We start from the raw sequence: 24305 nt of genomic DNA, 5'->3' as shown, positions 1-24305 counted from the left end.
ACATTTTTCTCTAATATGCCGGAACACCATATCCATAAATGTTACTGCTTCCGATACTATAACTCCGTCTTGCTACTTTATCCCCACTGTTGCCTTCAATGGTATTTACGGTTCCACCACTGACGCTCTCTACAATTCCAACGTGGTCAATCGTTCCATTGTTTCCCCAGTCAAAGAAAATAATATCTCCTGCCGCCGGAGTATAACTGGCGTCCCGGAACCTGCCTTTACTTTCAAACCATTTCACACCGTCCGAACAAAGAGAAAATTTCGGAATGACTCCACTCTGGATATAACCACTCTGGTCTGCACACCATGACACAAAGCAGGCACACCACTCTACCCGGCTTCCAAATCCATACCAACTCCAGTAGATTGTTCCGCCTTTTCCTTCCTGCGATGCTGCCACCTGAACGATTGCCTGATTGCCGATGCCTGTCGGGATTCTTCCAAATGCATAATACTGAAGCACATGTGGTACATACTGCTTGTCCCCATAACTGCTCCACCCCATTCTCTGTGCCATCATATCGGAAAATTCTGCCGCATTTGCAAGGGTGTATCCACCTCTGGCTTTCGCCCATTCCAGATATCCATTTCCGTAGTTGTAACTTTGCAATGCCAGTTTAATATTTTCCATATCCAGAGGATTTTTTACTCCTGCACGTTCCAGACAGCTTTTTATCTCCTGCACTCCGCAAGAAATCGAATACTCTGGATCAGTGATTCCATTCGGCTGTTTGGGGTATTTTGTATTAAAGCTCCCTTCTGAACACTGCATCGGGTCAAGTCCTCTCCCACCTGATTCCTGCATCATAATGGCTTTGATTAGTTCCACATACTCTCCAATGCCATATTGATTTGCATACTGACGGATTAGTGGTTCGTATGCTTCTACTTCTGCACTAACCGAAGAAACCGTACTGGAATTATCCCCACCTGTCATGCATAGAAATCCACCAAATAAAATGACGATAATCAAAATCATAACCGTAATCCAACCGCCTGCAGTCAATGCACTCAGTAATACTTTTGTAGCTTCAATCACCGCTTTTATTGCATGTGTTACCGCTTTTGCTGTCTTTTTCACTGCAATCCTGGTATTCTGTGCAGTCTGCCTTGCTGTCTGCACTGCTTTTTCTGCTTTTTTCATAGAATAATGCATTGCCCGGACAGAAGCATTTGCAGTCTGCTCCGATGTCTTAATGCTGGTCTTTGCCGTCTGTTCTGCAGTCTTGACTGATTTTCCAGATGTCTTGATGGTACCCTTTCCGGTATTCTTTACAACCTGCTCCGATGCTTTCCCGGTCTTAATGGTTCTTTTATCCCGCTCAACAGTCTTGATTTTTTTTACAGCAAGTTTTTTCCCCTGCTCCTGTGCCTTTTCCCCGCCTGAAGGCGGTACTGGTCGGATTTGTTCTTTCGGCTGGTAAACTGTTTCTTCGCCTGTCGAAGAAACAGAAGCTTTCTCTTTCTTCCGTTCAATAATCTTTCCTGCCTGTCTGCGTACCTGATGCCCTGTTTCGTGAAAGATGCGGTCAGCATACTCGCTGGCCGCATCTTCTGCATACCCCACTGGATTATTCTCTCTGTCATTAGGTCTTTCTGTCGATTGCATGACATTTTCTTTTGTTCTGACATAGGACTGCTTAATATGGTCTGTCACTGTAACCGTCTTATCTAATACTTTAATATCCTTATGGACTTGGCGTGTTTTTATCTTACGATCCATCGCTTTCCTCCATTTGAATCTTTATCTAGCGTTCATGATTAGTTTCTTTTTTACTTACCTGTGGCAGTTCCCGGCAGTATTCCGGGTATTTCATGCGGATTGCTTCATAAAAATATGGTGCATAGCCACAATCGAACATCTCGTATGGAGTAGACAAGCTTTCTTCTCCCTTCTCCACATATCCATTCCACAAGTTGAAAGCCAGTCTGGTCAATCGTGCCGAACCGCCTGTCTGCCACCCTTCATGCAATGCTTCTGGTTTAATCAAACGCTCTTTAAAATCAAACATGCGATCAACATGATTTCTGGTATCTTCAGAAATTCCCACACAATAGAAAAATGAACTGTAATAACTGTCGTGCTTTCCGCATTTAGCTAACATCTGATAAAAAAACTTTTCGTGTTCCTTTGATGAAAATCTGATTTCTGACATATTTGGCTCCTTTTCCGGCACTAAAAAACGCCACAAATTGTGACGATTTCCAGTGCCTTGCTTTTCATTATTCAAAATATTTTTAATTTTACATTCTTCCCCGGTTGATACTGTCCTCTCCCGGCTTTGTGGTCATCAGTTTATACAACCTTGTATTGGTTGGAAATCTATTGACGAACGGTACAAGCGAACTTCCGTATTTCACCAGACCACAACCGGCATCTGCATTTGTGATATATCCCATCTGTTCTGTGGAGATATTTAGGAGTGTTGCCAATTTTGCCCTATCGCGCTCTGGCTGATTAAGCATCACGATATACTGACTGTTGGAAATCATCGTACTTGCAAGAACAGAATCTAACAAATATTCCACGTTCTGGGTAATTGCTGTCGGAAATGCATTACGCTTACGAAATCTTCGCCATGCAGAGTTAAAAAATGCTCCGGAATACTCATTTTCAAATACTACATGAAACTCGTCTAAGAAAATATGGGTTCGCTTTCCCTGTTTCCAGTTCTCCGTTACCCGGTTCAACATTGCATCAGTGATTACCAGAAGTCCCATGGTCTTTAACTGTTTTCCTAAATCCAGAATGTCGTATACCATGATACGGTTATTCACATCAACATTACTTTCATGTGCAAATGCGTCCAGACTTCCATTGGTAAATAATTCTGATACCAGTGCCAAATCCTGTGCTTCCGGTTCTTCCTGTTCTAAAAATTTTTCACGCAGCACCCGCAAAGTCGGCACTGCTCCGCCATGCTGATATTCCTCATAAACTTCTCCCACACATCGGTCAATAATAGAACGTTCCTTTGCATTGATTCCTTTTTTATCCAACTGTTCAAACAGAGATAAAATAAACTGTGACTTCTCAATCACTGGATCACCGCCATCTCCATAACCGTCTACCATATCCATTGCATTGATATAATCCCGGCTTCCTGCAGCAATGCGAACCACTTCTCCGCCCATTGCTTCAACTAATGATGCATACTCTCGCTCTGGATCACAAATCAGGATATCGTCCTGCGTTGCCAGTGCCAGAAATACAATCTGCATTTTTGCATTAAAGGATTTTCCACTTCCCGGCACACCCAAAAGGAATGAGTTTGGATTCAACAGTTTTTCTTTATTACACATGATTAAGTTATGGGAGATTGCATTTTCTCCACAATAGATACCTCCTGCGTCCATAATCTCCTGCACCCGGAATGGCATCAACACTGCTACACTCTCCGAAGTCAGTGTGCGGACTGCTGGAATCTTCCGGTGTCCGATGGGTAGTGCTGTATTTAGTCCGTCCATCTGCTGAAATTTTAGAATCGAAAACTGGCATAACTTTTTCCGTCCAATTGTCAGAAGTGTTTCTGTATCTGCGTCAAGCTGTTTCTTTGATTCTGCCGTATGCACCATAGTCAGTATTCCAAACATCATGCGTTGATCTCTCGTGGTCAGATCGTCCATAAACTCTTTACTCTCTTTTCTCTGCTGTTCCAAATCATAAGGAATCACTGCAGAAAAGTTATTGTTTGCATTCTGCCGTCTCTGCCAGTTCGTGATATTTGTCTCCACACCAAGCAGACGTTTTTCCACTTCCTGTACTGCTTCATCAGTCGGAACCGGAATCACATCAATACTCAACATCAGATTTCGATTCATGTCGGTCAGTTCTGCTATCATATCGTCTTTGATGTAAGAAGCATACTCACGAAGAAAAAGTACCCTTCCATAACGATCTCCCATGCGGAAATAATCTTTTTCAAATTCAAAGGTATCCGGACAGATATAATCTTTGAAGCTGTGTCCTTTTCTCATATTCTCCTGAATATCAAAATGGAAACCAGATTCTTCTCCTGTACGGTAAAAATCATGCAGAATCCGTAACTTATCTTCTCCATTTATCTCTACACATTTGGAACCCAATCTTGCAAAATGACTGTTCAGCTCTGTTGTCACTCGTGCAAAATACGTTCTGGCTTCTTCGATTGTTTTCTTATAGCAGGATACTGTCACATATTTTTCCTGCACCATGCTGTTGGAACTGGTTGCCTTATCTAAAAGCATATTGTTGTACTCTTTCCGATATAAATCCAGTCCGTCCTCCTGCATCGGAATCAGAATTGCTTTTTCAAAATCCACCTTATTCAAGCGGCGATTATTGATCGTTATTTTTGTTGTTCCACCGCAATCGAAAGAATTTAATAAATCCATATATTCCAGGAACATGGTTTCCTTATCTACTTTGCTTGCCACCGCATAGTTGATATCCGTAAATTTATAAGTACGTGCAAATTTATTTCTCCCGATTTTAAATATCCCATCAGACCAGATAGTCTCGATGGGAATTACCTGCTGTACGCTTCTTGGAATTACAAATTTTTCTTTATCCTGCTTGAAAATATTACTCAGCGTTTTTATCATTCTTCTTGCGTCCCTCCTTCTTCAGACTTTCTTTCTCATATTTTTTAATGATTGGTTCTACCGCATCAAAATAAAGATTTTCTGACTGGAACACCAGTTTTTTCGGCATCAGGATTTCTGATTTTATCCATGCCCAGATAAACTGCTCCGCTGTCATTCCATGATATTTTACAAACCCGAACACTACACATGGGGCAGCTCCCAGTACACAAATCCAACTCACTGTTTCCATACTCATGTATGGGTGAAGCAAAAAATAAAGCCCAACGGCAATCCCGCAGGCTAATCCTGAAAAGATAAACTGTCTCAGGGACAATCCGAAAAAGATTGCCTCTGTGTAATCCCTGATTTCCTTGTTAATTTTTACTTCCAAAACGATACACCTCCAAATCGCACATTTGTTATATTTTTCCTGTTCTGTTACACTTTGAGTAAATGAAAGGGGGACTGACCTATGCCAATCACTGTTATGATTTCACTTGTTGTTACCGTTGCTCTATTCCTGATTTCTCTGCTGTTTCGGATTGCTGCCAGATTAAATCTGACCTTACCGCTGTTATACTTCCTTGCTGTTTCCACGATTCTGAATCCATGGGCAGCAAGCCATGAGAAACTAGCATTTGCAATCCTCTATCTGCTGACTGCCTTTTCTGTTCTTAGCTGGATTTCTGCTCTACGACGCAAGTGGCAGGAACATCAATACTACAAAGCTATGAAAGACGATATGTCCTTCCAGATTTCTCGTGCCAGACAAAGAGGGATTCCTTTAGATTCTGTCCATTTTGATTCTCAGGGGAATATGCGGTATAACAATAGCAACAACATTGTAGAATAAATTTTAAGGATGCTTTCGGGCGTCCTTTTTACAATCCCATCATTTCCCTCACTACCCTGTCTGACATCTTCACCGCACCGACCAGTACAAGCATATTAAAAATCAATTCCCCGATATAACTCCACACCATGGTCACTGCTGCTGCATCTGGATCAACTACTGGCGGTGATGATGCAAATAGTGAAAAAATAATGCAGGCAAGCACCACGATTGCTCCTTCCAGACACACTGCTGCATAAGACTTTAAAAAACTTCTTCCGATATTCTGGCTTGGTTCTCCTGCAAAGGAAGATAACGGAATCGGTGCAATGGCTGTATAAAGATATAATCGAAAAAATCTTCCATATACACTCATAATCATAATGAAGCTCAATACCGTAATGAACAGTCCACCGATCAGTGTCACCGCCCATAGTGGGATACTTTCAAAAAATCCACAATCTTCTACTGCCTTTATAATCTCGTCCGGTAATACTGTATCTTCCGTACTTCCAAATCCTGCTGTCTTCATAATCGTACTCGTTACTCCCTGTACAATATTAAAAAGTGCCATCATCAATTCCAATCCATACGTGACTACGCCTTTTGCAATCGCAAAGCGTATAAAAATTTTCAATGCGTGTTCCGGTCTTTTTACCTCTGTGAAACTGCCACAAGTCTTGACCACTCCGACTACAAAGAAAAGCACTAACAAAGCATAGCCGATTGCCTGCAATGCTCCATGGATCTGCACAATCACCTGCCAGATACCGCCACCCTTAAAGGTCTCCGGCGACTGTGTGAGTATCTGCCAGATTTCCGCAAGTTTACTGTTCCAGGTGTCCAAAGCATTTTGCAAGTTCTGTACTACCCAGTTATCTGACACGTTCTAAACACCTCCTGTCTTAGTCGGAACGGTGCGGCTCCATATGGGCCTGCACCGTCCCATTTCTTTTATTTTTCTATTCTTCTTAACCCGTAATCAAATTCAAGATTTCTTTTGCAAATGTAATGATTACACCACCTGCTAATGTTAAGAATCCATTGGCTCGCTGACTTGGATCGTGAGATTTCAGTGATAAACCAACCTGCACAATTCCAAATCCCAGTAAAATCATTCCGATAGCACGAATCAGTCCAAAGATAAATGTGGACAGATTATTGATTACGGTCAGTGGATCGTCTGCCGCAAATACGGTACTTGCTCCTGCTGTCATAATCAGTACCATTGCAATATACACTGCCATGGCACGTTTCATTTTTGCTGTCATTGGCAGCTTTTTCGTTACTTTTATTGTTTCTTTCTTCTCCTGCTTCTTTCGCATATCTAACTTCATTTTTTGATAGCCTCCTATATATTTTTCTTGGATTTACTCATATTTCTGTATAATTTCTTCCAAATCTTCATCAGATAATAATTCGTAATCTTCCGATTCCAGTGCATCGTCTGTGAGTTCACCTTCTAAGCTGTCTCCCAGTGAGATACTTGCCACTGCCCGGTCAACTGCTCCATGCAGATATGGTTTTCCGTTTCCGTCAGTTGTAAGTCCCACATTGGGGTGCTTTAAAATATCAAATTTCTCGTCTAAAATTGGTCGTTCTCCACGAATAAAAAGAATCGCATATCGGTTATCCAACATGCGAACTTCATCGGGTGTCATCAGCTCCCGCCCTGTATTCTGATAATTGGTGGAATAATTCCCGGAATGTCCCGTTGACTTTCCATAGGTGTTCGTGTCAATCGTTGCCTTTCCCAGAAGTTCGCTGACATATTTATGCGTCCCCTGCTCGTTGCCACCCAAATATAAAAATTCGTCACAGTTTCCCATAATGCTTTCCCACTGCTTTTCGAACAATGCCTTTAACTGTGCCAGATTCTGCAAAATAATACTGACTGACACTTCTCTGGAACGCATAACGGACAAAATCTTATCGAAGTCATCTGGCAGTGAAACATTTGCAAATTCGTCCATGAGGAAATGCACATGAACCGGAAGTCTCCCGCCGTATTTATGGTCTGCCAGATAGAACAACTGCTGAAATAACTGGGTATACAAAATTGACACCAGAAAGTTGTAACTGGTGTCGTTGTCCGGGATTAACGCAAATAAAGCCACTTTTCGCTCTCCCAGTGATGGCAGGTCTAAATCGTCAGTTGCGGTCAGTGCTGCCAGACTGGATAAGTTAAATTTTTCAAGTCTTGCTGCTAATGTGATTTGAATGGATTTTAATGTCTTGGCACTACCAGAGTGATAATCTTTGTAATACTTCACCGCGATGTGTTCCGGGTTCTTCATTTCCAACCGCTCGAATAGTTCATCAAGTGGTGACTGGTACTGGTCATCATCCTCTCTGACTTCTCCGGCACGTAACATTTCCATTACCATCGGGAAATTCTGTTCTTCCTCTGGTGCTTCATACCGTAAATAGAAAATCAGTGCCAGCAACAGCATGGAAGCTGCAGTATCCCAAAACGGATCGTTCGACTGACTTCCCTTGGGTGTAGTCGCTTTGAATAGGTTCGTTACCAATCTCTGCACATCGTTATCGTCCTTCAAATATACAAACGGGTTATAGCAATGGCTCTTTTCCATGTTGATCAGGTCAAGCACTCTTACCTCATATCCTTTTTCTTCCAGAAGATACCCAGTATCTCTTAGATTTTCTCCTTTTGGATCTAAAACCACAAAAGAAGTATTCGCCTGCATCAGATTCGGCTTTGCAAAAAATCTGGTCTTTCCGGAACCAGAACCGCCAATCACAACCGTCAATACATTTCGCAAATGTTTCCTCATGTTATAACTGATCTGCACATGCATGGTCAGCAACTTATTTTTTGTAAACCGCTTCTCCTTGTATCTGCGATTTATTTTCTTCACATTTCCCCATTTAGCAGAACCATGTTCTTCACCTCGTCGGTAATGTTTCTTGGTAGAAATATAAATCCCGATTCCCATGCCGTAAGACAGCAAAAAAATAAGGACAGTTTTTACACTGTCCCCACATAACCGAATGGAAAACGGATGGTTCATTGCTTCCGGGACTCCATCCAGAATCCCCATAAGACCAGACGAAAGATAAGGTGCGACAAGTAACGCAAACCAGATAACCGGGATAATTCCAATCACCGCCAACATCAGACTGCTCTGCTCATCATCGTTCTTCATGGCTTCTGCGTCCTCGCTTTTCCTTCTCCGGCGGTACTTCGATTTTCTCAATGACTTTCATTAAAACATCATCGACAAGCTCCGTATCTTTTCCCTCTTTCAGCATCTGATTCCGCTTGTCCTTCAGGGAATGGAACACTACACCGCTCTCATATTTGTCCAGTTCTAACGTAATCGTATCACTGCTCATTTTGCATTCTCCTTTCCCGAATTTTTCTAGCGTGCTTCTTTTCTATGTTGTCCTCTGGATTTCTGTTCTTTCTTTTCAGGCTCTGGATTTTCTTTCTTATCTTTCACATTTTCAGAACTGTCTTGCCCGTTTTTTTCAGCCTCTGACTGTCGGTAAGTTGCATTTCGATTCTGATCCAGTACCTTTTCCATTCTTGCGGAAATTGCATTCGCTGCATCTCTGGCTCTGGAAAGTTCCGCCCGCACTTCCTGAGTCTCCATTTTTTCAAAGAACTCTGGTGCATGTGAAAAATCATATCGACTGGTATCTATTCCATATTTTTTACACAACATATAAGACGCACACGATACATGAAATGCATCTTCATTTTTATCATAGTGCGGATTCCCATCCGCATATCCGGCAAATACCAATTCCGGCACAAGATTCTGAAAGATTTCCTGTGCACTCATCCCTTTTCTTACATAAATACAACCTTCTTCCGGTTTAAAAAATGCTCCTTTTTCATCCGGCATCTGTTCTGGTTCTGCTGCAACAATATTTACCGGAGGTGTACTGACTAACGCCCGGATTAAATCATGTTCTTCATATTCTGACTTTTGAATTGTTGTATCGGACATTGTAGTCTGAGAAATATCATATAGCTTTTTCGCATTATAATAATTTCCAACTGTACCATCTTCACGCTTATATGTTTTTCCTGGCTCTAAAATCAGAACTGGATTCTGTCGTTCCATACGTTTTAAATAAAATCCATGATCTCTCCAGTATCCATAGTCACCTAATTTCTGTGCATCTGGTCTTTGTGCCAGAATCAGAAGTGCATTATTGGTAGTATATCGATCAAAGGTACTCTGTACATCCAGATACTTCTGCAGCATTTTCCCATCCGTTGCCACTTGTGCGGTTACCTGCTCTGACAACTCATAGCAGCGATTCCTGTTATTTTTGCTTTCCGCAATAAATGCCTGTACCTTTTCATCCTGTGGTACAGCCGATGCATTTAATAAAGAATCAAAACTATTATCCATAAAATTTACCTCTCTTTCCCTTTCCTTGGTTTTCGTTTCTGTTGTGGCTGCTGGTGGCGAATCTGATTCCGGTCTTTATTTCCCTGATTTCTCACCGGATCATTTCTATTCTCACGCCGCTCCGCTTCTTTCTTCCTTGCATTCTGTATTTCCCGAAGTTCCTTTCTGACCGATGGTTTCTCTGGTTTTTCCGAGATAAATAGCTTAGAAGTACCCTCTGCGGTTTTCTCTTGCCTCTTTGAGGTAGGCTCGGACAGACGGGATTTGGTCGTCTTTGCCAAAGAGGGGTTTTGCTCCTTCCCCTCTTTCTTTACCGGCTCTCCAAAAAGCTCATCCATAAGCTGATCCTCCTTGGATTTCTGCGGATAATCTTTCTCCGGTTCTGCCTGTCCCTGTTTTTCCTGCTGAACCTGTACTTTTTCCGGCTTCTTTTCCTGCTTCTCTGATTTTCCGGCTTTTGCTTTTTCTGCACGTGTCCGCTCAATTTCCGTCTTAATCTTCGCTGCTTCCGTTACAGATGCAAACTGGAATCTATCTACGATACGGTTGATTCTTGGTGCATCTTCTTCCTTTACAATCACATCTACCAGTCCGTCACTGCTTCCTTTGGGATTTCGGACTGCACAATATAACACGCCATATCGCTTTGCTTCCTGCACGAATTGTTTCAGATCACTTTCTTTCACCGAAAATACCGTCAGTGGTCTACCTGATTTAACCAATGTTTCAAGTCTTACTCTGCCTTTTGTCTTTTTCTTCTCTTTTAAGACTGTATACAGCATCACTGCCAGATGCTTCGCACCTGTACCACTGATCTTCAATGCTGCTTCACCGACTTCCAACGACATTCGTACCACCTGATCAGCGGCTTCGCCTGATGTGTTCATGGCTTTGTTCCTCCTTCTTCTCTTTTTCTTCCCGCATCATCTTAAATTTTTCTTCGATCACCTTGGAACGTGCGGCAATTCCATCACAAAGTGCTGCCTCCTTTCTGAGTGTTCCAATTTTCTCTGTCAGAACTTTTATCTGCTCTTTCATTTCCTGTATTTCTTCTTCCGGTCTGTCTGCCCGAATCTTATAACGCAGATGCTTCCGTTCCTCCACACACTGCTCCGTTTTCTTCTGCAAACTTTCTTTCAACGAAAAAAGCGGCTCTGCAGTATCTATGTGATAATGGCAGAGCAGCTTTGTCTCTTTGGAAATGGTATTCAGTTTTAATAAATCCTCTCGGAACAATACATGAATTTGTTTGGCAGACATTGACGGGCGGTTCTTCGGTAGGATTCCTAAAAGATAACAGTAATGCAGATACAATCCCCGAAGTCCTCCGATTTTTCTCGTCTGCTTGAAGTTGCCGGATATCCGAATCCGGTAATGCCGCTGAACCGGAAATTTCTTCTCGGCAGGTAATTCATTTTCTTCCAGAATCCGAACCCTGATTGCTTCCAGCGAATAATTCTCTCCAAAGTTCCGCTTTAGCTTCAAACCTCGCTCTCGCCCTTCCGGACAAATAGTGATGTCTTTTCCAAACTTAAACGAGTATCCTTTTTCCCGCAAATAAAAAAAGAACTGTTTTTCAGTCCTCGCTTTTCGGATTGCTTCATCAACATCTGCTTTTACCATACTATGATAACTTGGCTTCCCTTGCTGCTCCGCCTGCCACTCGGCATAATGTTTTCCTTTTCCCTGTTCCGGCTGCCCGACAACCGATAACTGATATTCTTTACATAAACGGTCCGACACCATTCGCATATCCCGGTAATCCTGATTTGTCCTGTGGTATCTTTTCCCGTCAAGGAATGAAACTGAGTTCACCACAAAATGATTGTGCAGATGGTTCGCCTTATCCAAATGGGTTGCGATCAATACCTGATACTGACTGCCCCACAATTCTTCTGCCATCTTCTTTCCAATCTCATGTGCCATTGCCGGACTACATTCTCCCGGTGCAAAAGACTGGTATCCATGAAACGCAACAATTCCGTCCTCCTTTCCAAAACGCTTTTTGACTGCAATCATTTCTTCTCTGGCGGTTGTCGGTGCACAATTAAGTCCCGATACATACTGTTCCATCAGTTCTTCCGATTCTCCGACAACTTCCATTTCCATTGATTTAGATTGTCTCAGTCTGGTCTTTTCTGCATTCACCGCATAGGTAATCACATCATTAAGTCCTTGTAATTGCCCGGTTTCACTTTCTGAAATCAGTTCTTGGCTCGTCTGTTCTTTGGTCTTATCTGGATTTTCCGCATAATTGATTACTTTTCCAATCCAACCTTTGATGCTCCAGATTGATGTCACTGCCATGATTCGTTTTTCTCCGGAAGTATTACTGTTTCTGTAATCTTACGGACCGCTTCATTGAACTTCCACACTTCCTGATCGTAACGCTGCACATCTATCACATTTAACACATGTGCTTTCTGTGCAATCTGATTTAAGTTATTTCCAATCTTATGAAGTTCCCGCATCATGGAATAATAATCTGGTGACGGTGCGTCTCTTGGAACAACACCGGAAATCAACTGTCTCAGGTAAGCTTCCCGGTTCAGTCCACTTTTCTTTACTTTCTTATCCAATACCTCTGCTTCTTTTTTGTTCAATCGAAAAAGGATTGCTACATTACGTTTTCTCAACGCTCCATCTCCTTTACTTTCTGTATAGAATCTGGTTCCTGGCGAATCTGGTGTTTTTCTTTATCGTAGCTGTAAACTCTGTCTGAAAGGACTTCCTGCCGTTCCACTTCATTTTTATTTACTTCCCGTACCATTTCACCAAGCATTTTCGGTTCCATCTCTCCATTATCCGGAACGATCAGAACTTCATGCACAGATGACGGTAACACATAAAATCCTTCTGGAAAAAGCTGTTCCAATTTATTTAAAACTTCTGGCTGCGTGATCATAGATGCCCCATATTGCTTTTCTACATTCGTAAGTGCATACAACATATCATGTGAACGAAATCCAAAATCAACATTTTCATCTAATAAATTTGTTGCATGTCCTTCTTCATTAAAAATACTCAACATCATTTCGTCCATTGACTGAAGAATCGGTGTATTTACAGGCTGGGTATTTGCTCTGGCCTGATGGAACATTTCTTTTGCATCCACATTCCACATCTTAAGATGTTCATTTTTCACCTTCATAGTCGCTTTTCCATCGTTAGACTCTACCGGGAAATCCACATAACAGATAGCCGACAGATCTTCGATATTTTCATGAGGCATTTCCTGTAACATTCGTTTGTTTGCCTGGGTGTTTACAAGCATCACTGCCAGATGTTCCTTCACTGAATCATAATCCATTGGGTTGATACCGTTGTGCACAAACGGAGCATTGCCTGCTTCTTCCATGCATTTTGCAATTTCATTCATCACTTTCTCAACAGGTTCACCTAGACGTATTTCATTGAAAAACGGCTCTACATAAACAACTGGACACACATTTTCTTCCTGTAGTCTTACCTGTACTCCTACCATCTGGACTCCATTATTTTTATTCATCTGCATTACCTGAAATTCTGCATTCTCATATTTAGCTGGGAGAAAATTCCGAATGTCTTTTGCTACACCTTCCGCAAATACCTTTTCTGCTATCATCTCTTTTACAATCATTTCTTCTGTTCTCCCTTCTTCTTGTTCATTTTCTTTAAATATTCCTGATACCGTCTTTCTGCTTTCTTCTTGTCTTTCATTGATACTTCAACCTGCATCTTGTATCTCCTTTCTTTTTGTCTACCGAATCTTGTTAATCTGCAACAAGCACATCAACACTACTCCTATAATGCCACCTACTAATACTCCACAAATAAACTTCAACATTGTTACTTTCTCCTTTTTCATTTTCTGAGGGTTTCAGGGATTCTCCCTGACAAGCTGCCGCAGACTGCCAGACAGGAAACCTGTGTGGCAATCCAAAGGCGTTGCTTGCTGGTATTGTGTATTCTTCTGCACCCGTCTCACTGTTCCGGGTATCAGAAGATTTACTTGCCGAAAAAGCACTTGCTTTTTTTATTCTTTCAGTTCACAAATCCCGCAAGTTTCACACAAGTATTCACACTTTGTGCATCGTACATTTTCATCAGTTGCCATACATTCTTCACTTGCCGGACAATACTTTTGACAACTTTCACACTGCTCCGTACAGCTTTCTTCTGACACTTTTTCAGCAATAATTCCAAGTAATTCACTCTGTTCTTTTTCCTCTTTCAACTGTGTTTCCAGAAAAATCTTCAACAGATCTTCGCTGTCTACATCGTCTTCCATCATCAAAATCAGTTCTTTCTTATACACAACCTTCAGCTCATATCTTGCAATTTTCATATCTTTTTTCACCTTCTATCTCTCATATTTTTCATGACCAGACATACTCTTTTTCGTGTTTTTTTCTCGCTTTGTAATTGCCAGATTTAGCTTGACGCAGAGTTGATCGTTGTAATCTTTTCCTTGTTTTGGTGGTACATCTTTTACCTGATATTGCTTTGGAAGTACTGTAGAAATTGCTTTTGTGGCAAGTCTTCCAATACGGTCATTATCCAAATGAAATACGATTGTCTTCACCTCTGGATGCATTTTTAGTGCTTTTGCCAACGCTGCAGGAACTTTACTTTTTTCAATTTCTTTTGCTGGCTGATAGACACCTGCCAGTGACAATAAATGTTCTCTTCTCCACTCCTTCCCGTCCAATTTCTGCAATGTTGCATAAGATAACAGATCAATGGCTGACTCAAACAGATGCATCATATCATTTGGTTTCTCTGTAAAAATGGAAAAAGAATAGTTCTTATCACTTCCATTTGCTTCTCCGATAAAACTGGTTCCGGTTCCCCTAATGGCTGCATATTTCGGATTATCTTTCTCATCCATCCCTACAAACACCGCGTTGTGATGAAATGCGCTTTCATAAACTCTTCCAGACTCTAAACAAAACTGAATGATTTCCTTATCAATCCCACGGCCTGAAAGATACGCAATCACTTTCTGATCATCTTGATTTTTCTTTGGCAACAGTAACTGTTTCTCCATCGGAACATTCTCAGATACAAAAAGAGGCGGCTGAATATTTGCCCGTTCTGCAAGCAATTCAACCGCCTCTAAAAAACTGTATCCTCTTACTTTGATCAGATAATCCAGTGCTGATCTGCCACCGGTTCTCTGACTCCACCACATCCATTTCCCATTTGATATTTTCAAACTATCGTGTGTTCTGGTAGTGTAGGTGTTGCCAGAAAAGTGAACTAATTCGTATGGTTCATAATTTTTCAAGTACGTAAGCAAATCCATCCGCTTGACCTCCCGCACGACCGATGGTGGTATATATGGCATAATTTTCATCTCCTTTCTTGCCTTAGATTGATATTATTGGGGATAATATCCGGGCATGAAAATAGCCAGGTGATTCCTTGAGTTGGAACCATCTGGCTATGTAAAAAACATTATTCGCTTTCTGTTTCTTCTTCAAATGGAGGTAAATCCACAACTGGTATCCCATACGCTTCAGTTACTTTTTTAACCGTCTTTCTAAGTTCCGACAATGCAACCGGAAAGCATTTGAGTCGCACCTCTTCCTCGCTAATTTCATCACTATCTTTTTCGACTTCAAATCTAGATATCGTTTCTAAAGTCAAATATAAACGTTCATCTGATTTTCCTAAATTCAACTTTAATTGAACAATCAAATATTTTGTTTTTCTCAAATCTTTTGGAATTAAAATTCCACCTTCAACACCAACTTCTATATCTTTTTTCTTTTCTTTTTCCTTATTTTCAATAAAAGAAGCTGACTTCACATTATGTTGCACCAATTTAAAACTATTCATTATTCCACCTCTCTATGCCAAGTTTACTTTTTGATTATGAATTGTTCCTATTGGATAACGAAATACATCTTTTGTATCCAAATCTATTTCTGAATCTTTTTCCACCCTCAAGACACTCACAGCTTTATATCTTAAAATTAAAAATTTACTAATTTGTGGTTGAATAACATACTCAATATTTTTGTTTCTTTTTTGGAATTCAACAATTTCTTCTTCATATTCTCCTTCTTCTGCATCCATATACTCACCTACGGTTGGCAATACCTCATCAGGAATCTCACTAGATTTTTTTAATTCATATTCAACTTCTTTTCCATCATATTCAATCATAATTTTGTTATTTGTTACATTTAAAAACGCATCTCTGATAGTAATTTTATTTTCCAACAAATCAATTAAATTATCATACGTTGTTCTTGTTCCAATCCATTTAATCTTTTCAGAATTTACCAAACAACAAATAAACAAATATATATCTTTATCATTTTTGCATGTAAATAACACTGGATACTTACTTTCAAAAAGAATTGTATCTAAAATAACTTTTTGAAAATTCGGTATTTTTCTAAATATCTTTTCTATTTTCATTTTCAAACACCTCAAATTCTCTATACGGCTCTGCATCTGTATATAACCACCAATCCACATGAGACCCTTTATATTTTATACCTAAATTTCGTTTCCATTCTTTAGTTTCCAAGCATATTCCATGAGCAGGTTTTGTAACACCTTTCGCTATCACAAATGGAACTCCATAACGGCTATCCATTGCCATAAATCTTTTTACATCTCTAAATTTAATATAAGTCGATAATGAATATTCTTGTGGATCATGTTCATCACCATCTTTACTTATTTTGTATCCATTTTCTTCGAAACTATTCATAAACGATTCTCTATCAACTTTTCCTGTTGCGCAAGCTCTAAATACCTCTAGTTCCTGCTCTCTTGCCCATTCAGGAATTTCAAAATTTTTGAAATATGAGGGAAACTTTTTTTCTGCTTGTTTATTATTCATTCAATGCCTCAATTCATTAAATATATATCCTATAAACCTCTTTTTTATTGTATCATATCATATTAAAATATCTTTTTCTAGCATCTGACTCCAAAAGATATCTAGCCCTTTTTACCAATATAATCAAAGAATCTTTCTAACAGTATTTTATCCAATTATATTTTTAGATTTTAGGGAATTAACCCTTTTCTTCCTACTGTTGAATCACCTGAAAAATGCAAATAATTTATTTTTGTTTTTACAGTACTACTTGGTTCCTCATTATCGAATATTATAATTTGTCCATTCTTTTGTTCTGCCAACATTTCATAAAATTTCTCTTTTGTTCCTTTTGTTATGGTTTCATCATCCCCATCTTTTTTATCCTTCTCTTTGTATGTTGTTAATGGCGAATCCAAAACAACAATGCCTGGATGACACAAATTCCTTTTATAGCAATAATTCATTATTCCTATTAAAAATGTTGAATTAATTATTGCTCTAGCTCCTTTTCCATAAGAAGCTTTTTCTTTTTCTCCAACTTCTACATCCTCTGTAGCATTATTGTATTTTATTTTCCCCTCTTTGCCAATAAAATCACACCCTTGTAATAAAAATTTAATTTCCTTACAAAGTTCATTTGTATATGCCTCAGGTAAGTCTTCTATTTTCTTTCCTTTCTCTTGTCCTGTACTGTCTATTTTTTCTTGCCATTTACTAATTTCTGTATTATATTTGTTTATTCTTTTTTCATTTCTTGTTATTAAATTTATTCTTTCTTGTGCATCCATCAATTCTTGAACCTTTTTCACTTTCTCTGCTACTATCGGTCCTAAGTTATTATTTAGGTTATCTGTAATTTCTTCTTTATAATTTTCTAATTTACTAATACGCTGTTTTTTGCTTATTATTTCATCAGATAAATCTTTTATTGTCTCATCTAATTCTGCTAATTGAACTTCAATTTTTATCTTTTCTGTTGCTAATGCCTCATAATAATCATCTGATTTTTCCATCTCATTAACCTTCATAGGTGAATGACATATTGGACATTCTACCTCTACCAATTGTTGCGTCAAATCAAATGCATCATAAATAAACTCTAATCGCTCAAGATCAGACAAATAATTTTTCTTCAACAAAACAAATTTGTTATTATTATTTAATAAATGCTTTAGTTCTGTATTTTTTATTTCAATCTCTGTTTGAATTTCTTTATAATCTAATTCATACTTCTTAATTTCTTCACTTTTTTCCTTTATAAATTTATTTAATTCAATAATCTCTGTACTTTTCTCTGTATTTATATCTTCCGCATCTTTTATCAACTCATTGTTTTCTATACGAATTTCATCAATAATTTGGCTTAATTGTTCTATCTTACCTTTTAATTTTGCCTTTATAATTTCAGTATTTTCTTTTTTCTCTTCTTTTTTATAATCAATTCCCGATATAACTGTTTTAAAAGCCGTTCTTGCAGGCGTTGCAAAAGTACTTCCCCTAGAATCTGTATGATAAATCGGAGAATGTCTTGCCGTAATTCTTAATTCATTAATCATAATTAATGGACTGAAGGATCTAAATGTAAAGGCTTGCGTATCTCCTTTTGTATTCTTCATCACATATTTGTATGTACAATCACAACAATTCAATAATTTTTTAGACAAGCTTTTTTTTGCATTATGAGTTACAGATAATTTTTCTACCTCCGCTGCATCTTTCTCCTGATAATTGCTATAATAAATAAATATTTCGTTTTTTTCATCTTCAGAAAAATTTCGTCTTAATGTAAATATTTCTTCCTGCCCAATATCTTCAATTTCAAGGAAAACACTCCGATAGCCTTTCATTTCTGGAACTGTTTTAGGATTGGAAGATGAACCCAATGCAAAATCAATACATTCAAAAGCAAACGATTTTCCTGTATCAGATGCTCCCGCAATAACATTTAATCCACCTTTGAAATTAATAATTGCATCTTTTTTATTTTCCCCGGCCAAAATTAATTTTGTCAACTTCAACCTTCCCTGCATTCTACTTTTCATTTTTTTCAAATTCCCCTATCCATTTTCCTATGTTTTTATTTACATAATTTCTGATTTTATCTTCATTCATTTTTGAAAATATTTTGTCTACCTCTGTTACGTAATACTGGTACTTTTTCGTATATTCATTGTTAAACATATCTACTATTTTATTTCCCAGATTTGTATTTTGATACTTTATCCCTTGAGAATTATATTGCGGCTCAATCAATCCCTTACCGATTAAAAAATTTATTGCATTTTCAATAGTATGTCTTTTAATAATAATTTCTGCCGAATGATTAGGATTAGACGGATGCAAACTCTCCCCTGTCTTTTTTAAATCACTAAAATGTAATGAAAAATAATCATAATATCCAATTCTTTCTATCGAGTAAGTTTCTTTCACAATTTGTAAAATCAATAATATTCTGCAACCAATTTCTTGATTAGTATTATATATTTTCATCAATATCACTCCAAATTATTTTTTCATCATTGACAAGTTCGTGACACATGCCCGTTTTATCGTAAATAGTAATATCTTTTATTTCTTCGCAACTAATACCTAAAGAATTTGCTTGCTTAGTTGTTTCTTTTACTCTCTCTAATTCGCTTGAATATTCATTTTCATAAACATCCATTATTCCAAATTCAACCTGACCTTTTAAAGAGTTATAGCTATCTTCATTAAGTAATTCATCTCTTGCAAATCTTTTTAATGATTGTGCTGAAAAAAATCCTTCTCTCTGTCTCATAAAATGTTTATACAATTTTTGATTATTTTTTAAGTCCTCTTGCGTTTCGTATACTTGTCCTGCTTCTTTTGAATACACTTTTAATAACTGTTTTACATATGGCATAGTTTTTTCTGACTTTTTCAATTGTTCAGAAGGCTTTTCAAATGTTGGTCTTTTTTTTATACCACCACCAAAATGGTATTTATACCATGGTGATTTACTGAACTCATCAAGCAGTGTAATTGGTGCTATATCTGAAACTATAGAAAAATCGAATTCCTCTATATATTTTCTTAAACTGTCTGTCATTTTTATGCCTTCAGCTATAATCTGTCTTTTTTTTCCACATTTTTCATCCCATGTATTTATTAATTCAGTATTAATTTGTTTTGGATGCTCTATTAATTTTCTTAATGACTGACCAATTCCATTACTTGCTACAATATAATATTTGTTGGGAACTGCATATTCTCCTATATATGTATAATAGCAAAGTTTTCCAAATTCAATCATATATGTCGATGGTGATAATGGTTTTTCATATCGCTTACATTGATATATATCAAACTTTTGCATGTTATCATCTATATATGCCACCAAATCTCTTCCTGAGTCACCTGATCCTCCTAATAATGCAACATTACTATACTTTTTTTCTTTTCTCAAACATGAATATGCCCATTCTCCAACAACTCTTTCAAATTCATCTTCTCCCATAGTTTTTAGTCTTAACTGTGGTTCTGTTGTATCAAATATCCTCGATGTATTCTTTGGTCTTTCAGGAGAGGATAACGGCTGTGTTTTCATAATATAACCCTTTCGCTCTAGCACAATCATACAATACTTATTCTAAGTTATATTTTACCACCATACTATATAATTCTCCATAAAAATATCTACCATCACCGAACCTGTTATCGATAATAGTAGATATCTTGTTTATTCTATAATTCTCTCTCCCAATCCATCCTTCCTGTCACATTCAACATCTTTTCTTCTCGGAAGCTGAGCATCTTTCCATTAGTTCCACCGACAATGATATGATCCAACAATTCTATCCCCAGTAGCTGTCCGCACTTCTGCAGCTTTCTCGTAACAATCATATCCTCTTTTGACGGTTTCACATTGCCACTGGGATGATTATGAAGTCCAATGATTGCAGAAGCATTTGCCAGAATACTGCTCTTAAAAACTTCCCTGGGAATTACCAAAGATGCATTGATTGTTCCAACACTGACCAGATTCATATTGATTACCTGTCCATTATTTTTCATATTCAAGATGCAAAATACCTCTCTGTCATATTGGGATAACTCCTTCGCCATTAATTCTACAACAGCCTGTGGACTGTCCAATGTCTGCTCACTATAAAGAGATGGTTCTTTTACCAAACGGATATTCACAACTTCCAATTCATTCTCCATTGTTCTGATCTCCTTTTGGAAATTCTACAACTAGAAGAACATTACTCTCTGAAGATTCCACATATGCTTTCAATTGTGATAATGTCATTTCCAAATATTTAGGTTGTTCCACCATAATCTGCTCCTTTCGTTTCTTCCCTTGCTTCTGTTTTCTCTGACAAATAGCTTATCACTTTGTTTGCCTTAATGCTTTTCTGTAACTCACTGATAATGCACAGGTCTGCTACATTTACTCCTGGCAAAGCAAGCATTTCATCCATCGTCATATTGACAATCTCTTTCTCCGTTCCGTATCCGGCATCAAATAAACGCTGTAATACTTTTATTGCTTTCTGATTCTTTCCCATTTCAATATCAAAGGGCAGCTTATCGCCGCCCTCTATTTTACTCCTTCTCTTCTTTCTTTTCTTCAATTCCTAATCTCTTAACCTGCTTCTTTTTATTCCAGATACGAACTCCCGTGATTCCGGCTGCCGATAATACCAGAATGGCTATCCATAAAACTGCATTCGCAGTATCGCCCGTTTTTGGAGGATTACTTGTCTTTGTAATAGTACCCGGTGTCTCTGGAGTTGATGTTTCCGGTACTTCTTTGATAGTTACGGTCTGACCTTCATCGTCAATATCCTTATGCTCTGTTACCTTTTTCGGTTCTTCCGCATTTGTCATATCATACAGTTCTTCAAAGGTTACAAGCTGCTTTCCTCCAAGCGTGCTGCCGTTGAAGGTAAACTCAATCTGCACTTCCATGTTTTCCTTGTCCGCTGTAAATTCATAATCATTGGTAACCTCTTTGCCATCAATGAGCAACTTGGCATTTTCTGCCTTAACCATCTGCCAACCGGACAACTTATAGTTCGTACCAATTTCCAATCCCTCTAAAGTAACCGTATCCACAATCGTCAGATTTTTTCCGGCTTCCACCTCTTTCTTACCGTTCTTATCCGTTGCTGTGGTATGAATCGAAATCTTTCGCTCCGTAATCAGGACTGTCTGCCCTTCATCATCAATGTCCTTGTGCTCTGCAACTTTTATAGGTTCTTCCGGATTCTTCAGATCGTATAATTCTTCAAATGTAACCAGATTCTGTCCGCCAAGTTCTGATGCATCAAACGTATAAGAAATCTCTACCTTCATTTTCTCGCTGTCAGCGACAAAAGTATAATCACTCTCCACACGCTTTCCATCAATGAGCAGTTCTGCATTTTCCTCTTTCAGCATCTGCCAGCCTTTTAACTGATATTTTCTTCCTTCTTCTAGACCGTCCAGCGTAACCGTATCTACAATCGTTACTTTCTTTCCTGCAACAATTATTTTTTCGCCCGTTTCTTTATCCGTTGCTGTTGTATGAATAGTAATCTCTTTTTCATGCTCATCGGTCAGTGTTCCAAGGTCGATTGTTACTTTATTTCTGCTGACAACAACTTCAAATGCTGGAATCAATTTCATACCTTTGTTAGATTCACAAGCTAACTCCTCAATCTCATAAGTGTCATAAAGTAATGCACCTTTACTGTCATCCGGCTCAGAAGTTCCGAACCAGATTCCGTCCTCACTGGATTTCCCGGCATTTGTATTTCTCTTATGAGATGCCCAATTGGAAGCAGTTGAAAACTGACCGTTCTTATCTGTCACTACGATATGGCTCTCTCCGGTTGTTTTACTTGTAATCTTAAAAGAAACATTTGCAAGCCTCTTATGTGTACCTGCTCCAATCTTTACTCCTTCTAAATCTCCACGTTTAATCTGGTTGTAAATGGAATGGCTTTCGTCTGTTAAATCTACGATTTTTCCATTTTCCGTAATCGAAAATTCAATCGCTTTTGCCCCGTCAGTCAGATAACCTTCCGGTGCTTTGGTTTCTTCCAGTTTGTATTTACCATACGGAAGTAAATCTGCCGATGTTGTTGCTACTCCGTCAATTCCTGTCTGAATTGTCTTAACTGTCTCATTTTTCTTGTACAGTTTTCCTTCTACCAGAACCGGATTCTCGTTCAGAGAAATAATTGCAAATGCTGCATCTTTTAATGTGGCACTTCCCTGTGCCTTAGTGTCTTTTGTCTCCATATCACGTTTCTGAATCTTCACACCACCTCGGATTACCTGATCAGATACGGAATACTGGTTGCTTCCGGAAAGAACTGCAAGTTCTCCGTCCTCTGTGATCTGTGTCAGATACATTCCTTTGATCTGCTCTGTACTGTCCCCTGCCTGCATATAAGCTCCGTCCAGTAAATATCCGTCTGGTGCTTTGGTTTCTTCAACAGTCAGTGTTCCAAGTGGCAATACGCTTTTTTCATTCTGGGTGTAAAATGTATCTCCTGATACTTTGTAAGCATCTGCCAGTTTTGTCACATAATGAACAGTTCCATTACTGTCTTTTTCAGCTACCGTCTTTGTAACCCAGGTACGTGTTGCTCTCTCTGGTAAATTGTCTTTTGTATAAAGTCCGTCATAATAATGCCAGGTAAATTCTGCTCCTGTCAGTGCTGCATTCCCCTGTGCGGTTGCTTTTCCCGTCTCCATATCAATCTTGAACAGGTCTACCAGTGTCTCTGTCACTTTCGGAACATCGGAAACATTTAATACGGCTGTTTTTCCGGCTTCAACCTTCAGACTGTGTACTGTCGTATCCAGCTTATATCCCTTCGGTGCAGAAAGCTCTTTGATGTAAACATTCCCTGCAGTCACTTCAACCTCATTTGTCTCACCATTCTCATTTGTTGTAAGTGTTCCAATCTGATTGCTGCAATTCTGGTCTGAGAATATGCCAAAGGTTGCTCCGGCAATAGTATACATTGCATTTCCATTTGTGACAATCTCATTTGCGGTTGTCTTTTTTACTTTTGCATTTCCGACATTCAGTTCTGCCCAAAACTGTCCGAGATCCTGTCCCTCTCCAGTATAGATATATCCTCCACATTTATACCGACCTTTGTTCGCCTGTACAAATGCTCTCGCTCCTGCATACACTTCATTCTGAATATCCTGTGAAATCTCAGAATATGCAGCTCGTACATTATCACACTGCCAGCCTAAATACTCACTCAGTCTCTGCCATACCACACACTGTTCCAACAGATATCCCTGATTCGCATTCAGGTTACTGTGACTGCTCCTATACTGCTTTACATATTCCAATGACAATGCCACATCTTCGATCTGTGCAGCACTCATACTGGCACTTGCATCGTGTCTGGTTTTATATCCATTTTTAAATCCGGTATTAATATCTACGCAATAGGCTGTTTCGCCCTCTACTCGCATGTGACCTTCATTGAATGTAGAATGAATGGTTCCATCATTCATCACATGTTCAATATATCCGACTCTCTCTGAGGATTCCGTCCAATACTGTGTTTCCGCTGCCTGAACCGATGTAGTCGGTAATGCGGTTAAAATCGTGGTCAGGGCAAGAATCCCTGTACACACTCGTTTCCATATCTTCTTCATTTTCTACAATTCCTTTCTTTTCAATCAAAAAAAGACGTCCGTCTGGAAC

At 38.9% G+C, this 24305-nt stretch carries 26 protein-coding genes; 1 reads left to right on the top strand and 25 read right to left on the bottom strand.

What is annotated here, in order from left to right; translation table 11 throughout:
* Nucleotides 1-10: 10 nt before the first annotated feature.
* The 4 genes from PGR14_RS05915 to PGR14_RS05900 form a co-directional block, all read right to left on the bottom strand.
* The gene (locus PGR14_RS05915) at nt 11-1732 is read right to left on the bottom strand and encodes a lysozyme family protein (RefSeq protein ID WP_270223141.1); all 1722 of its coding nucleotides are present in this window, start codon (nt 1730-1732) and stop codon (nt 11-13) included.
* A 25-nt stretch (nt 1733-1757) separates the two neighbouring features.
* On the bottom strand, nt 1758-2165 hold the full coding sequence (locus PGR14_RS05910; RefSeq protein WP_005337968.1) for a DUF6075 family protein: 408 nt from the start codon (nt 2163-2165) through the stop codon (nt 1758-1760).
* 88 nt (nt 2166-2253) lie between these two features.
* On the bottom strand, nt 2254-4593 hold the full coding sequence (locus PGR14_RS05905) for a VirB4-like conjugal transfer ATPase, CD1110 family (RefSeq protein ID WP_270223139.1): 2340 nt from the start codon (nt 4591-4593) through the stop codon (nt 2254-2256).
* A complete protein-coding gene (locus PGR14_RS05900) occupies nt 4574-4966 on the bottom strand; it encodes a PrgI family protein (protein ID WP_270223138.1) in 393 nt (130 codons plus the stop codon). Before PGR14_RS05900 ends, PGR14_RS05905 begins: the two co-directional genes overlap by 20 nt.
* Nucleotides 4967-5047: 81 nt before the next feature.
* Between PGR14_RS05900 and PGR14_RS05895 the strand changes: the two genes are divergently transcribed.
* The gene (locus PGR14_RS05895; protein WP_029731817.1) at nt 5048-5428 is read left to right on the top strand and encodes a hypothetical protein; all 381 of its coding nucleotides are present in this window, start codon (nt 5048-5050) and stop codon (nt 5426-5428) included.
* A gap of 28 nt (nt 5429-5456) precedes the next feature.
* Here PGR14_RS05895 and PGR14_RS05890 read toward each other — a convergent pair whose 3' ends face one another.
* The 21 genes from PGR14_RS05890 to PGR14_RS05790 form a co-directional block, all read right to left on the bottom strand.
* Nucleotides 5457-6293, bottom strand: coding sequence for a hypothetical protein (locus PGR14_RS05890; RefSeq protein ID WP_235232916.1), 837 nt, complete (start codon nt 6291-6293; stop codon nt 5457-5459).
* An 85-nt stretch (nt 6294-6378) separates the two neighbouring features.
* Nucleotides 6379-6744: a hypothetical protein gene (locus PGR14_RS05885; RefSeq protein WP_009243983.1), complete on the bottom strand. Its 366-nt coding sequence runs from the start codon at nt 6742-6744 to the stop codon at nt 6379-6381.
* A gap of 33 nt (nt 6745-6777) precedes the next feature.
* Entirely contained in the window at nt 6778-8574 is a 1797-nt protein-coding gene (locus PGR14_RS05880) for a VirD4-like conjugal transfer protein, CD1115 family (RefSeq protein ID WP_055157281.1), read from the bottom strand.
* Complete coding sequence (locus PGR14_RS05875) at nt 8561-8764, bottom strand: hypothetical protein (RefSeq protein WP_005342524.1); 204 nt, start codon at nt 8762-8764, stop codon at nt 8561-8563. The genes PGR14_RS05880 and PGR14_RS05875 overlap by 14 nt, the downstream gene beginning before the upstream one ends.
* Nucleotides 8765-8790: 26 nt before the next feature.
* Nucleotides 8791-9795 carry a hypothetical protein gene (locus tag PGR14_RS05870; protein ID WP_270223137.1) on the bottom strand — a complete coding sequence of 335 codons (1005 nt, stop codon included), beginning with the start codon at nt 9793-9795 and terminating at the stop codon, nt 8791-8793.
* 5 nt (nt 9796-9800) lie between these two features.
* Nucleotides 9801-10682, bottom strand: a complete 882-nt coding sequence (locus PGR14_RS05865) for a DUF3801 domain-containing protein (RefSeq protein WP_055157277.1) — start codon at nt 10680-10682, stop codon at nt 9801-9803.
* Entirely contained in the window at nt 10657-12102 is a 1446-nt protein-coding gene (locus tag PGR14_RS05860) for a relaxase/mobilization nuclease domain-containing protein (protein WP_195389438.1), read from the bottom strand. Before PGR14_RS05860 ends, PGR14_RS05865 begins: the two co-directional genes overlap by 26 nt.
* Complete coding sequence (locus PGR14_RS05855; protein WP_270223136.1) at nt 12093-12431, bottom strand: plasmid mobilization protein; 339 nt, start codon at nt 12429-12431, stop codon at nt 12093-12095. Before PGR14_RS05855 ends, PGR14_RS05860 begins: the two co-directional genes overlap by 10 nt.
* Nucleotides 12428-13414, bottom strand: a complete 987-nt coding sequence (locus PGR14_RS05850) for a DUF5688 family protein (RefSeq protein WP_117559217.1) — start codon at nt 13412-13414, stop codon at nt 12428-12430. The genes PGR14_RS05855 and PGR14_RS05850 overlap by 4 nt, the downstream gene beginning before the upstream one ends.
* Nucleotides 13415-13534: 120 nt before the next feature.
* On the bottom strand, nt 13535-13621 hold the full coding sequence (locus PGR14_RS05845; RefSeq protein WP_117559215.1) for a DUF3789 domain-containing protein: 87 nt from the start codon (nt 13619-13621) through the stop codon (nt 13535-13537).
* Between the two features lie 189 nt (nt 13622-13810).
* On the bottom strand, nt 13811-14122 hold the full coding sequence (locus PGR14_RS05840) for a hypothetical protein (RefSeq protein WP_055171646.1): 312 nt from the start codon (nt 14120-14122) through the stop codon (nt 13811-13813).
* 15 nt (nt 14123-14137) lie between these two features.
* Nucleotides 14138-15124 (bottom strand): DUF3991 and TOPRIM domain-containing protein, encoded by a 987-nt coding sequence (locus PGR14_RS05835; protein ID WP_117835686.1) that lies wholly within the window; start codon nt 15122-15124, stop codon nt 14138-14140.
* Nucleotides 15125-15234: 110 nt separating this feature from the next.
* Complete coding sequence (locus tag PGR14_RS05830; RefSeq protein WP_055246658.1) at nt 15235-15618, bottom strand: hypothetical protein; 384 nt, start codon at nt 15616-15618, stop codon at nt 15235-15237.
* Between the two features lie 12 nt (nt 15619-15630).
* Nucleotides 15631-16206, bottom strand: coding sequence for a DUF6575 domain-containing protein (locus PGR14_RS05825; RefSeq protein WP_270223135.1), 576 nt, complete (start codon nt 16204-16206; stop codon nt 15631-15633).
* A complete protein-coding gene (locus tag PGR14_RS05820) occupies nt 16184-16636 on the bottom strand; it encodes a hypothetical protein (RefSeq protein WP_055246662.1) in 453 nt (150 codons plus the stop codon). Before PGR14_RS05820 ends, PGR14_RS05825 begins: the two co-directional genes overlap by 23 nt.
* 170 nt (nt 16637-16806) lie before the next feature.
* The gene (locus PGR14_RS05815; protein ID WP_270223133.1) at nt 16807-18660 is read right to left on the bottom strand and encodes a hypothetical protein; all 1854 of its coding nucleotides are present in this window, start codon (nt 18658-18660) and stop codon (nt 16807-16809) included.
* Nucleotides 18650-19108: an ABC-three component system middle component 2 gene (locus tag PGR14_RS05810; protein WP_055246666.1), complete on the bottom strand. Its 459-nt coding sequence runs from the start codon at nt 19106-19108 to the stop codon at nt 18650-18652. The genes PGR14_RS05815 and PGR14_RS05810 overlap by 11 nt, the downstream gene beginning before the upstream one ends.
* Nucleotides 19095-20186: an ABC-three component system protein gene (locus PGR14_RS05805; protein WP_270223132.1), complete on the bottom strand. Its 1092-nt coding sequence runs from the start codon at nt 20184-20186 to the stop codon at nt 19095-19097. The genes PGR14_RS05810 and PGR14_RS05805 overlap by 14 nt, the downstream gene beginning before the upstream one ends.
* A gap of 137 nt (nt 20187-20323) precedes the next feature.
* On the bottom strand, nt 20324-20803 hold the full coding sequence (locus tag PGR14_RS05800) for a JAB domain-containing protein (RefSeq protein WP_270223131.1): 480 nt from the start codon (nt 20801-20803) through the stop codon (nt 20324-20326).
* A 98-nt stretch (nt 20804-20901) separates the two neighbouring features.
* The gene (locus PGR14_RS05795) at nt 20902-21216 is read right to left on the bottom strand and encodes a hypothetical protein (protein ID WP_330663436.1); all 315 of its coding nucleotides are present in this window, start codon (nt 21214-21216) and stop codon (nt 20902-20904) included.
* Complete coding sequence (locus PGR14_RS05790; RefSeq protein WP_270223130.1) at nt 21188-24256, bottom strand: VaFE repeat-containing surface-anchored protein; 3069 nt, start codon at nt 24254-24256, stop codon at nt 21188-21190. Before PGR14_RS05790 ends, PGR14_RS05795 begins: the two co-directional genes overlap by 29 nt.
* Between the last annotated feature and the right edge of the window lie 49 nt (nt 24257-24305).

Origin of the sequence: Coprococcus sp. AF99-45 (assembly GCF_027663865.1) — a bacterium.
GTDB classification, from domain to species: Bacteria; Bacillota; Clostridia; order Lachnospirales; family Lachnospiraceae; genus Allocoprococcus; species Allocoprococcus comes.
This window is presented reverse-complemented; position numbering and strand designations above follow the sequence as displayed.

Excerpts from the sequence above, each read along its gene's own strand:
- PGR14_RS05845 (WP_117559215.1), bottom strand. The coding sequence starts at position 13,621 with ATGTTGAAGTTTATTTGTGGAGTATTAGTAGGTGGCATTATAGGAGTA.
- PGR14_RS05850 (WP_117559217.1), bottom strand. The coding sequence starts at position 13,414 with ATGATTGTAAAAGAGATGATAGCAGAAAAGGTATTTGCGGAAGGTGTA.
- PGR14_RS05810 (WP_055246666.1), bottom strand. The coding sequence starts at position 19,108 with ATGAAAATATATAATACTAATCAAGAAATTGGTTGCAGAATATTATTG.
- PGR14_RS05880 (WP_055157281.1), bottom strand. The coding sequence starts at position 8,574 with ATGAAGAACGATGATGAGCAGAGCAGTCTGATGTTGGCGGTGATTGGA.
- PGR14_RS05865 (WP_055157277.1), bottom strand. The coding sequence starts at position 10,682 with ATGAACACATCAGGCGAAGCCGCTGATCAGGTGGTACGAATGTCGTTG.
- PGR14_RS05905 (WP_270223139.1), bottom strand. The coding sequence starts at position 4,593 with ATGATAAAAACGCTGAGTAATATTTTCAAGCAGGATAAAGAAAAATTT.
- PGR14_RS05895 (WP_029731817.1), top strand. The coding sequence starts at position 5,048 with ATGCCAATCACTGTTATGATTTCACTTGTTGTTACCGTTGCTCTATTC.
- PGR14_RS05790 (WP_270223130.1), bottom strand. The coding sequence starts at position 24,256 with ATGAAGAAGATATGGAAACGAGTGTGTACAGGGATTCTTGCCCTGACC.
- PGR14_RS05860 (WP_195389438.1), bottom strand. The coding sequence starts at position 12,102 with ATGGCAGTGACATCAATCTGGAGCATCAAAGGTTGGATTGGAAAAGTA.
- PGR14_RS05805 (WP_270223132.1), bottom strand. The coding sequence starts at position 20,186 with ATGAAAACACAGCCGTTATCCTCTCCTGAAAGACCAAAGAATACATCG.
- PGR14_RS05915 (WP_270223141.1), bottom strand. The coding sequence starts at position 1,732 with ATGGATCGTAAGATAAAAACACGCCAAGTCCATAAGGATATTAAAGTA.
- PGR14_RS05910 (WP_005337968.1), bottom strand. The coding sequence starts at position 2,165 with ATGTCAGAAATCAGATTTTCATCAAAGGAACACGAAAAGTTTTTTTAT.
- PGR14_RS05875 (WP_005342524.1), bottom strand. The coding sequence starts at position 8,764 with ATGAGCAGTGATACGATTACGTTAGAACTGGACAAATATGAGAGCGGT.
- PGR14_RS05830 (WP_055246658.1), bottom strand. The coding sequence starts at position 15,618 with ATGAATAGTTTTAAATTGGTGCAACATAATGTGAAGTCAGCTTCTTTT.
- PGR14_RS05815 (WP_270223133.1), bottom strand. The coding sequence starts at position 18,660 with ATGAAAAGTAGAATGCAGGGAAGGTTGAAGTTGACAAAATTAATTTTG.
- PGR14_RS05800 (WP_270223131.1), bottom strand. The coding sequence starts at position 20,803 with ATGGAGAATGAATTGGAAGTTGTGAATATCCGTTTGGTAAAAGAACCA.
- PGR14_RS05820 (WP_055246662.1), bottom strand. The coding sequence starts at position 16,636 with ATGAATAATAAACAAGCAGAAAAAAAGTTTCCCTCATATTTCAAAAAT.
- PGR14_RS05840 (WP_055171646.1), bottom strand. The coding sequence starts at position 14,122 with ATGAAAATTGCAAGATATGAGCTGAAGGTTGTGTATAAGAAAGAACTG.
- PGR14_RS05835 (WP_117835686.1), bottom strand. The coding sequence starts at position 15,124 with ATGCCATATATACCACCATCGGTCGTGCGGGAGGTCAAGCGGATGGAT.
- PGR14_RS05825 (WP_270223135.1), bottom strand. The coding sequence starts at position 16,206 with ATGAAAATAGAAAAGATATTTAGAAAAATACCGAATTTTCAAAAAGTT.
- PGR14_RS05870 (WP_270223137.1), bottom strand. The coding sequence starts at position 9,795 with ATGGATAATAGTTTTGATTCTTTATTAAATGCATCGGCTGTACCACAG.
- PGR14_RS05885 (WP_009243983.1), bottom strand. The coding sequence starts at position 6,744 with ATGAAGTTAGATATGCGAAAGAAGCAGGAGAAGAAAGAAACAATAAAA.